Here is an 8,302-nt window from a genome sequence, read left to right on the forward strand (position 1 = left end):
TTGATCGTGGAATCCGGCTTTACTTCTGTGCCTGACCTCGGGCAAAAGATATATCCATGGCTTCCTGTCAGGCTCATATCGAAATTTCACTACGCGACGATAGACAAAATAGGTACTATCAAATGTCCCAAGCTGATTATCCACAGCAGGAAAGACGATATTGTCCCCTTTGAGCACGGCAGAGCGCTTTATGAAAAGGCCTCGCCGCCAAAAGAATTTCTCGAGATCCGCGGGGGTCACAATGACGGCTTTCTCCTCTCGGGAATGACATACACCGGAGGGATGGAAGAGTTTCTTGAAAGATATGTGTATATTCATAGCAATAAACCCGTGAAGCGTTAGGCGTAAGGCGTGAGGGTTTAACCTCTTACGACTCACGACTTACGACTTACGGATTCAAGAAAGGATGAAGAGCATGAACGAACCGCATGTGCTGTATGAAACAAAGGGACATATCGCAGTGATTACACTGAACAGGCCAAAGGCAAAGAATGCCTTCAGCCCGGAGATGATCATGCTCTGGCGTGAATACCTTGGAAAGGCTCAACGGGATGACGGGATACGGGTCATCATCGTCACCGGCAACGGCGACACCTTCTGCTCGGGCGGCGACATACGCGATATGGCGGAAGGAAAGCTGAAATCATGGGACATGAAGCGATTCCTCTGGGATGGTGTTCACAGGATCGTCCTGACCCTCGAAGACCTTGATAAGCCGGTCATCGCGGCAATTAACGGCGCAGCGATGGGCGCCGGCATGGATATGGCGATCATGTGCGACCTCAGGGTATGCTCCGACAGGGCAAAGCTTGCTGAATCGTATATCATGATGGGACTTGTCCCGGGCGACGGGGGAGCATATTTCCTGCCCCGGCTTGCCGGTCTGTCGAAGGCGCTTGAACTCCTCTTCACCGGTGACGTCATAAGCGCTGAAGAGGCATTACGTTTCGGCATCGTCAACCGCGTCGTGGCCCATGACAGGTTAATGAATGAGACGATGAAACTCGCCGAGAAGATCGCCGCCAGGCCGCCGCTTGCGATCCGCATGACGAAGAGGGCTGTCTATCAGGGATTGACAAGCGCCCTGCGGTCTCACCTCGACTACATCTCTTCACAGATATCCCTGCTGTCGGAGACAAAGGACCACCAGGAAGCAGCGCTCTCGTTCCTTGAGAAGAGAAAGCCAAAGTTCGAGGGAAAATAGATATACATCCGTAAGGCGATAAACCCCGTGAATCGTTAGGCGTGAGGCGTTAGGCGATAAACCCTGTAAAAGTTGAAATGGGGAGATTTTTTTTTGCTAATCGCAGGATGTAGCATAGTGTCATTGCGAGCGGAGCGCGGCAATCTCATTCAATATGATCGCCACGTCGCTTCGCTCCTCGTGATGACAATTAAATCAAGAACAACATGAAAGGTTTTAAACATTTCACCTTTCACCTTTTACGTTTCACAGGGGGTTCCCCTCACGACTTACGATTCACGCCTTACGGATATTTTTTGAGTTACGCGAATTCTCTCAGCAGTTCCATTGCCCTGCGGGCTTCTTTTTCTGTGAGACTGCCGAGGCCGCAGCTCGGTGTGATGAGGAGGTCCCGGGCCTTTACCCTGGTGTCAATCCCGGTCATGGAGTCAATGAACCTTGTCTTTAATGCCTCAATCTCTTGCACAGAAACCTCAAGGACCTTTTCAGAGGAAGGGACAAGCCCCGGTGCTATCCAGCCCCCCCTCGCAATAAACTGAGCGAGGTCATTCTTATAGTAAAAGATCGTGTCAAGATAGTTACAGGCATCGTAGTTAATGATATCGATATCGGAATTCAACAGCACCGACCAGTCTGTGTTCCCGCAGCAATGGACACCACGTCGCGCGTCAAGTCCTGCGGCAACCTCATTGAACATGGCAATGACATCCTCTTTCGGGATAGATACATAAGCAGAACCAAAGGAGACCATGTAGGGCTCGTCAAAAAAGATGATGATATCCTTTTCCGGATACGAGGTCTTGATGGTCTTTATCATCCACCGTGCCTTCATGTGGAGCGCTTTGAGGATAATATCGAAGAACCCATGGTTGTAGATTATCGGTTTGTCCTGTTCGTCCTTCAGGCCGAGACCCATACTGAATGGACCCGTGACCTGACACTTGATGAACTTCACATCCTGCCCGATATCCTGCAACCTTTCAAGGAAACGGTAAAAACCGGGCGCCATCTTTGCTGAAATGGCAAAGGCGTCTAATCTTTTGTTGGAATAGTTCTCATAAAACTCCTCTATGCCGTCGGTCTTCGTTGTATCGACAAAGGCGCTGCCGTTTTCTTCGTCCATGACAACCGAAGGGACCGATTCGAGGAACGCTGTGTACATATTCTCGTTTGGAGACCTTTTGGGAAGCTGCGGCCAGAATGGTATCTCTCTGCAGGAGGAGAATATGATATCTATCGCCTCGTCGATGTCTGTGAATGGAAAACTTCCTATGCCCGTTATCATGAATCCTTTATTAGCATACCCCATTGCCTGTGTAAAGGGATATTTAAAACCCGCAAAGCAGACTTTGCTACTTGCCTATTTTTCGATCCGTGACTATCTTTATACAGGATATTAAGATATCCAGGATTTATCAATTCCATATAAAGGAGGGCCATTTATGGGAATTATGATTAGATGGGAAACGGACTTCGGCGCTGCCATGTCAAAGGCTCAGGCAGCAAAAAAACCCATTCTGCTCGACTTTTTTAGCCCCGGCTGAATTGGCTGCCAGCAGATGGATGCGGTTACGTATCCTACAGAAAGTGTTGTACAGTTTATCACGGAAAGTCTTATACCTCTTCGTATCCCGTCAGATTCGGAACCCCTTGCAACTGAATTCAAGATCAAATGGACCCCTGCGCTTATTGTACTGGACTGGAATGGGAAGGAACATTCGCGGACCGTCGGCTTTCTTACACCGGAAGAGTTCATCCCCTCTCTGCTTCTTGGTATTGCAAAAACATATTACGAGCTTGATATGTTCCCCGAAGCGTTAGCCAATCTTGAAAAGGTCATCCAGGGTTATCGGCAGAGCGCTGCGATGCCGGAGGCTATCTTTTACCGGGGGGTCTGCTTGTATAAAAGCTCCCATGACCCGAAACCTCTGAAACAGGCATACGAGAAGCTCCAGGCAGACTATCCGCAGAGTGAGTGGACCAAAAGAGCATTGCCGTATCGTCTCCTGCCGTAACGAAAGATCACAGAAGGCCGAAGCCCTCCCCGTCTCCGGCCTTTTTATCTTGTTCTCACATGAGTACTATTTAGCTCCAGCGACTGGTTAGACCAACTTTCACACACCTATCTCTCCATCTGTTTTGCCTTCAACCGCCGGTTAAAAAGGTTATTGAATAGATTCCCACGGGCAAGCTCGTGGTGCTAAAATATACACGCTTCGCGTGCATGACAAACGCATTCACCCACGCTTGAAAGCGTGGTCCTCTGTTTGCCTTGCGTCGCTTGTTGGAATCTATACTGTGAGCACGGCGAGCATGAAGGGGAGGCTCCACGAACCGGGGCACCCACCCGGTGGGTGGGTCGCGTGGAGGGGGCGACGCAAGCCCCGGTAATAAAAAAATGATTTCAAAAAACTTAACCTGATCATTTTAAGAATATCATCTTTAATGCAATCAGAAGTAACGCCACTCCAAATATCCGTTCCAGGATAATATTCGGTATACCCGTTGCAATCTTGGCGCCGAGAAAGCTGCCGAAGAAGAAACCAAGACAGATCAGGCCTGCTATTTTCATATCTACATAGCCCTGTTTATAGTACATCCACGCAGCGAGGATCCCAATGGGCGGGATCAAAAGGGCCAATGTTGTGCCCTGGGCCTGGTGTTGAGAGAAGCTAAACAGAAAGACTAAAGCAGGTACAATAATCACACCGCCGCCGATACCGATCAGTCCGCTTAAAGCCCCGGCGACAAATCCTAAAAGCACGTAAAGCAGCATGGTAGTCATATTATGTTACCTCCCTTAGAAATACCGTGAAAACCAGAAGAGCAGAAGGTGAGAGGGTGAGAGAAGCAGAAAGCAGATGCGGAGAGCAAAACCCTTTGTCTCTCGCCCGCTTCGCTCAAGCCCGCAGAGGCCGCAGAGAAGTCTTCTTTTTTTCTTTTCTGTCTGATTGTAAGAGATATCGGCACAATCAGACATGGAGCTTCCCATGAATTCCGTAGTCCCTGAATTCATGGGAAAAGTAAAAAAACCTCTGTGCACTCTGCGTTCTCTGCGAGAGGAAAAAGTTTTTTTGAATAGGATTGCCACGCCCTGCGGGCTCGCAATGACCTGTCACCCATCACCTATGACCTCTCACCTATTACCCATTACCTATCACCTATCACCTCTCTCTTTTTCACCTTTCACTGCCTTTTATTATAGCATATACCTTATGCCTGCATCATTCATTCGCATGCAATCGTTGCTTTGATTTTCCCCTGTCCCTGAAGTATCGCAGGATAATCCAGCCTGCAACCAATATGACAAGAGCAAGGATCAGGATATAATCAACCCGCGTGATGTCTTTCTTCAAGATCATGAGGCTGTTGCCGCCAAGGTAACCAAGACCCAGCATAATCGAGATCGTAATGATCGCGGAGAGGCCGTCGGCGATCAGGAACTTTATACGGGAAATGCGCGTTACCCCCGAGATGAGGAATATAGGTGCCCTGAAGCCGACGAAGTGCCTTCCCAGGAATACCGTCAGGGCGCCCCATCGCGTGAATTTCTCTTCGAGCCTCGCAAGAACGGCAGGTGAAACAATTTTGGAAAATCTTTTATGTTCAACGACCATTCTTCCATATTTCCTTCCGATAGAATAGAGGATAAAATCGGCGATCAGCAGGGCCGGGTAGATGGTGAGGAGGGCGGGAGTGAGCTTAATGACACCCTGGGCGATCAGCAGTCCGCTCATGATGAGCACCCCGTCTTCCGGAAAGGGAAGTCCCAGTCCGCCGAGGATCAAAAGACAGAATATGCCCATATATGTGAATTGTTGAATAACTGTACCGGGATCAATCATACCGTCACTCAAAAAGGCTGCTCTTTAAAGTCTGCTCTTTCATCAGAGCTTTGCCCTCCTGTAGAAGATCTTTTTTGCCACCTCTGCTGAGATGATATAGAGTACGACAATGAGAAGGAGCGTCAAAAGGTATATGAGCGGTATCGGTGCAAATCCAAAGAGTGTCCCCATTGGTGTATAAGGGAAAAGGATCGTGACCACGGCGACGAGGAGAGTGGCCGTCAGCAACGCCTTGCCCGGCTTGCTTTTCAGGAAGGGTCCCCGGGTGCGGATAACCAGCACGATCATCGATGCAGAGATAACGGATTCCATGAACCAGCCGGTCCTGAATTCTTCGATTGATGCATGGAGGATGAGAAAAAGGACGCCGAAGGTCAGATAGTCGAAAACCGAGCTAAGTAAACCAAAAACCAGCATGAAATTGCGGATGAATTTGATGTTCCATCTCCGGGGCCGGTTGAGCATCTCTTGGTCAACGCTGTCGGTGGCGATTGTCATCTCGGGAAAGTCGGTCAACAGGTTCGTGAGAAGGATCTGTTTCGGAAGGAGCGGGAGAAAGGGAAGAAAGAGTGAGGCCCCTGCCATGCTGAACATGTTGCCGAAGTTGGCGCTGGTGGCCATGAAGACATACTTGAGCGTATTCGCGAAGGTCTTCCTGCCCTCAAGCATGCCGTTTGCCAGGACACGGAGGTCTTTTTCAAGGAGTACGATGTCGGCCACGTCTTTGGCCACGTCCACCGCGCTGTTTACAGAGATTCCCACATCCGCGGCATGTAAGGCGGATGCGTCATTAATGCCGTCCCCCATGTATCCGACTACATTTCCTGACTTTCTCAGGGCAAGGATGATACGCTCTTTTTGATTCGGCTCAATCTCGGCGAAGATATCCACGCTGTTGACCCTTTCCATCAGGGCCTCACTGCTCATCTCGCGGATATCGGAACCGTTCAGTATGCTGCGGTTCGGAAAGCCCATACGCTCGGCCACGCTGGCAGCGACCAGTTCGCTGTCTCCGGTGATAACCTTCAGCGTGACCCCCGATCCCTTGAGGGTTTCAATGACGTCAACGATGCCTTCCTTGAGGGGATCGAAGAAGACGAGGAAACCAAGAAAGATCATATGGGCCTCATCGTCTTTTGTCATGGAAGATTGAGAACCCATATCCTTGTACGCAAGGCCCAGGGTCCTGAAACCCTTGTCGCTTAAGTCTCTGAACCGCTGTCTGATCTTCTCCTGAACCGGGACTATATCGATAACCTGTCCATCCGGCATCTCCGCGCTGGAGCATACTGCAAGCACGTTAGAAAGGGCGCCTTTTGTTACCATGAGATGGGTATTGTCCTTTGCCGCGAGGATGGTCAGACGCTTGCGGATAAAATCATAGGGTACTTCGTCAAGCTTGCTCACATGTGAAAGATCGAGCTGCCGGTATTGGAGAATTGCCTCGTCAAGGGGGTTTGTAAAACCCGTCTCGTAGGAGGCATTGATGTAGGCGTAGAGAAGCGCCTTCTCGCTCTCCCGGCCCTCTACGTCGAGAACGGCGTGCAACTGCACCAGACCCTCGGTCAAGGTACCCGTTTTATCGGAACAGAGGACATTCATGCTCCCGAAGTTTTCGATCGACGCAAGCCGCTTTACGATAACCTTCTGGTCAGCCATCCGTTTTGCACCATGGGCGAGGTTGATACTGATAATGGCCGGTAGAAGCTGAGGCGTGAGCCCTACCGCCAGAGCAAGGGAAAAGAGGAACGACTCCAGAACCGGCCGGTGAAAATATACGTTGATGGCGAAGATCGATATGATGAGTATCAGGGTGACCTCCAGCAGGAGGTAGCCAAAACGACTGACGCCGCGCTCAAACTCCGTCTCTGGCGGCCTGAATCTAAGCTCTTCAGAGACCTTGCCAAACTCCGTATTCTTCCCGGTATAGACAACAACCGCCTTCCCGCTGCCGCTTACAACGTGGGTACCCATGAAGAGCGTGTTTGTTCTCCGGCTGAGAGGGGTTGCCTCGTTAAGCGTCCCTGCCTCCTTATCCACAGGGAATGTCTCCCCGGTCAGTGTCGCCTCGTCAACAAAGAAATCCCTGGATTCAATGATCAGGCAGTCACCGGGGATGATATCTCCGGCTGACAACGTGACAATATCGCCGGGAACTATTTCCTCAACCGGCACCTCCCTGAATTCACCGTCACGGAGCGCTGTTGTATTGACCTGGACAATGGAAAGCAATCTCCGAACTGCATTGACGGCCCCGCGTTCCTGCCAGAAACCGAGGACGCCGCTTATCAGGACTATCGCCAGTATGATCAGTGCATCCGTGACGTCGCGGAGCACGAAAGAGAGCCCTGTCGCAAAGAGTAATATAATGATGATCGGGCTTTTGAACTGCGTCAGGAAAAGGGTGAGAGAGTCGTTTCTCTTCTTTTGCTTCAGCGTATTGTAGCCGAAGACCTCAAGCCGCTTCTGCTCCTCTGCCCCGGTCAGGCCGTCCGGTGTTGTCTGAAGGCGGGTAAGGACCGTATCCGGGGAAAGCGCCCAGAAGGCGTGCAACCTGTTCGTTTCCTTGACCATGCTTAAACCATTATAATTTCTCCACGCCATTTATACAATAGTTTATCCCCCCTCTTGACAACCTGTTTCTTTAAATATACTGCTAAAGTATATTATGAGAAACGGCGATATCAGACCAATATGTGTTATAATGGACGGACAATGGACATTAAAGACGTTCTCACCCGGAAGCGCGGGACAATCCTGAAACGCTGGCTTGATCTGATACTCGAAACATACCCTGCCGAAGTAGCGAATTTTTTGAGGACCGGGAAAGACAGGTTCACAAACCCTGTGGGTCATATCCTGAGCCAGGGAACTGAGATTCTCTATGACGAGCTTATCCACGATGTTGATCCTGAGAGGATATTATCAGCCCTTGACGGCATCATAAGGATACGCGCCGTTCAGGACTCGCTGCCGTCCCAGGCCGTAGCCTTCATCTTTCTTCTGAAGAAGGTAATCCGGGAAGAGCTGGAAAAAGCATTTACCGGCGATGCGCTCCTCAAGGCCCTCTCACAACTGGAAATCAGGATAGACATGGTGTCGCTCCTCGCATTCGATGTATACATGCGGTGCAGGGAGGAAGTCTACAACATCAGGAGCGGCGAGATCAGGATGGAACGGGATATGGCAATGCGGCTCCTCAATATTCTGAAACAGCCGGATAAGGGATAATTTCCCGATTGACAGCCCCCGG

At 50.3% G+C, this 8,302-nt stretch carries 9 protein-coding genes; 4 read left to right on the top strand and 5 right to left on the bottom strand.

The genetic code is table 11. The features are described 5' to 3' along the window. Nucleotides 1-342, top strand: a 342-nt coding sequence (locus PHU49_11445; GenBank protein ID MDD5244618.1) for an alpha/beta hydrolase, incomplete at its 5' end; no start/stop codon positions are given. Between the two features lie 73 nt (nt 343-415). Next, nucleotides 416-1,204, top strand: a complete 789-nt coding sequence (locus tag PHU49_11450) for an enoyl-CoA hydratase-related protein (GenBank protein ID MDD5244619.1) — start codon at nt 416-418, stop codon at nt 1,202-1,204. Nucleotides 1,205-1,505: 301 nt separating this feature from the next. Here the strand turns inward: PHU49_11450 and PHU49_11455 are convergent, their stop codons facing one another. Continuing rightward, complete coding sequence (locus PHU49_11455; GenBank protein MDD5244620.1) at nt 1,506-2,489, bottom strand: hypothetical protein; 984 nt, start codon at nt 2,487-2,489, stop codon at nt 1,506-1,508. Nucleotides 2,490-2,763: 274 nt separating this feature from the next. Between PHU49_11455 and PHU49_11460 the strand changes: the two genes are divergently transcribed. Further along, nucleotides 2,764-3,219: a hypothetical protein gene (locus PHU49_11460; protein ID MDD5244621.1), complete on the top strand. Its 456-nt coding sequence runs from the start codon at nt 2,764-2,766 to the stop codon at nt 3,217-3,219. 407 nt (nt 3,220-3,626) lie between these two features. On the opposite strand, the gene PHU49_11465 is transcribed toward PHU49_11460, so the two are convergent. The 4 genes from PHU49_11465 to mgtA form a co-directional block, all read right to left on the bottom strand. Further along, the gene (locus PHU49_11465) at nt 3,627-3,989 is read right to left on the bottom strand and encodes a sulfite exporter TauE/SafE family protein (GenBank protein ID MDD5244622.1); all 363 of its coding nucleotides are present in this window, start codon (nt 3,987-3,989) and stop codon (nt 3,627-3,629) included. Between the two features lie 15 nt (nt 3,990-4,004). Next, nucleotides 4,005-4,247, bottom strand: a complete 243-nt coding sequence (locus PHU49_11470) for a hypothetical protein (protein MDD5244623.1) — start codon at nt 4,245-4,247, stop codon at nt 4,005-4,007. A 181-nt stretch (nt 4,248-4,428) separates the two neighbouring features. Further along, on the bottom strand, nt 4,429-5,061 hold the full coding sequence (locus PHU49_11475) for a DedA family protein (GenBank protein MDD5244624.1): 633 nt from the start codon (nt 5,059-5,061) through the stop codon (nt 4,429-4,431). A gap of 30 nt (nt 5,062-5,091) precedes the next feature. Beyond that, nucleotides 5,092-7,653, bottom strand: coding sequence for a magnesium-translocating P-type ATPase (gene mgtA, locus PHU49_11480; protein ID MDD5244625.1), 2,562 nt, complete (start codon nt 7,651-7,653; stop codon nt 5,092-5,094). 111 nt (nt 7,654-7,764) lie between these two features. Between mgtA and PHU49_11485 the strand changes: the two genes are divergently transcribed. Continuing rightward, nucleotides 7,765-8,280 carry an RsbRD N-terminal domain-containing protein gene (locus tag PHU49_11485; protein ID MDD5244626.1) on the top strand — a complete coding sequence of 172 codons (516 nt, stop codon included), beginning with the start codon at nt 7,765-7,767 and terminating at the stop codon, nt 8,278-8,280. Nucleotides 8,281-8,302 lie beyond the last annotated feature (22 nt).

The organism is Syntrophorhabdaceae bacterium (assembly GCA_028713955.1).
In the GTDB taxonomy this organism is placed as follows: Bacteria; Desulfobacterota; Syntrophorhabdia; order Syntrophorhabdales; family Syntrophorhabdaceae; genus UBA5609.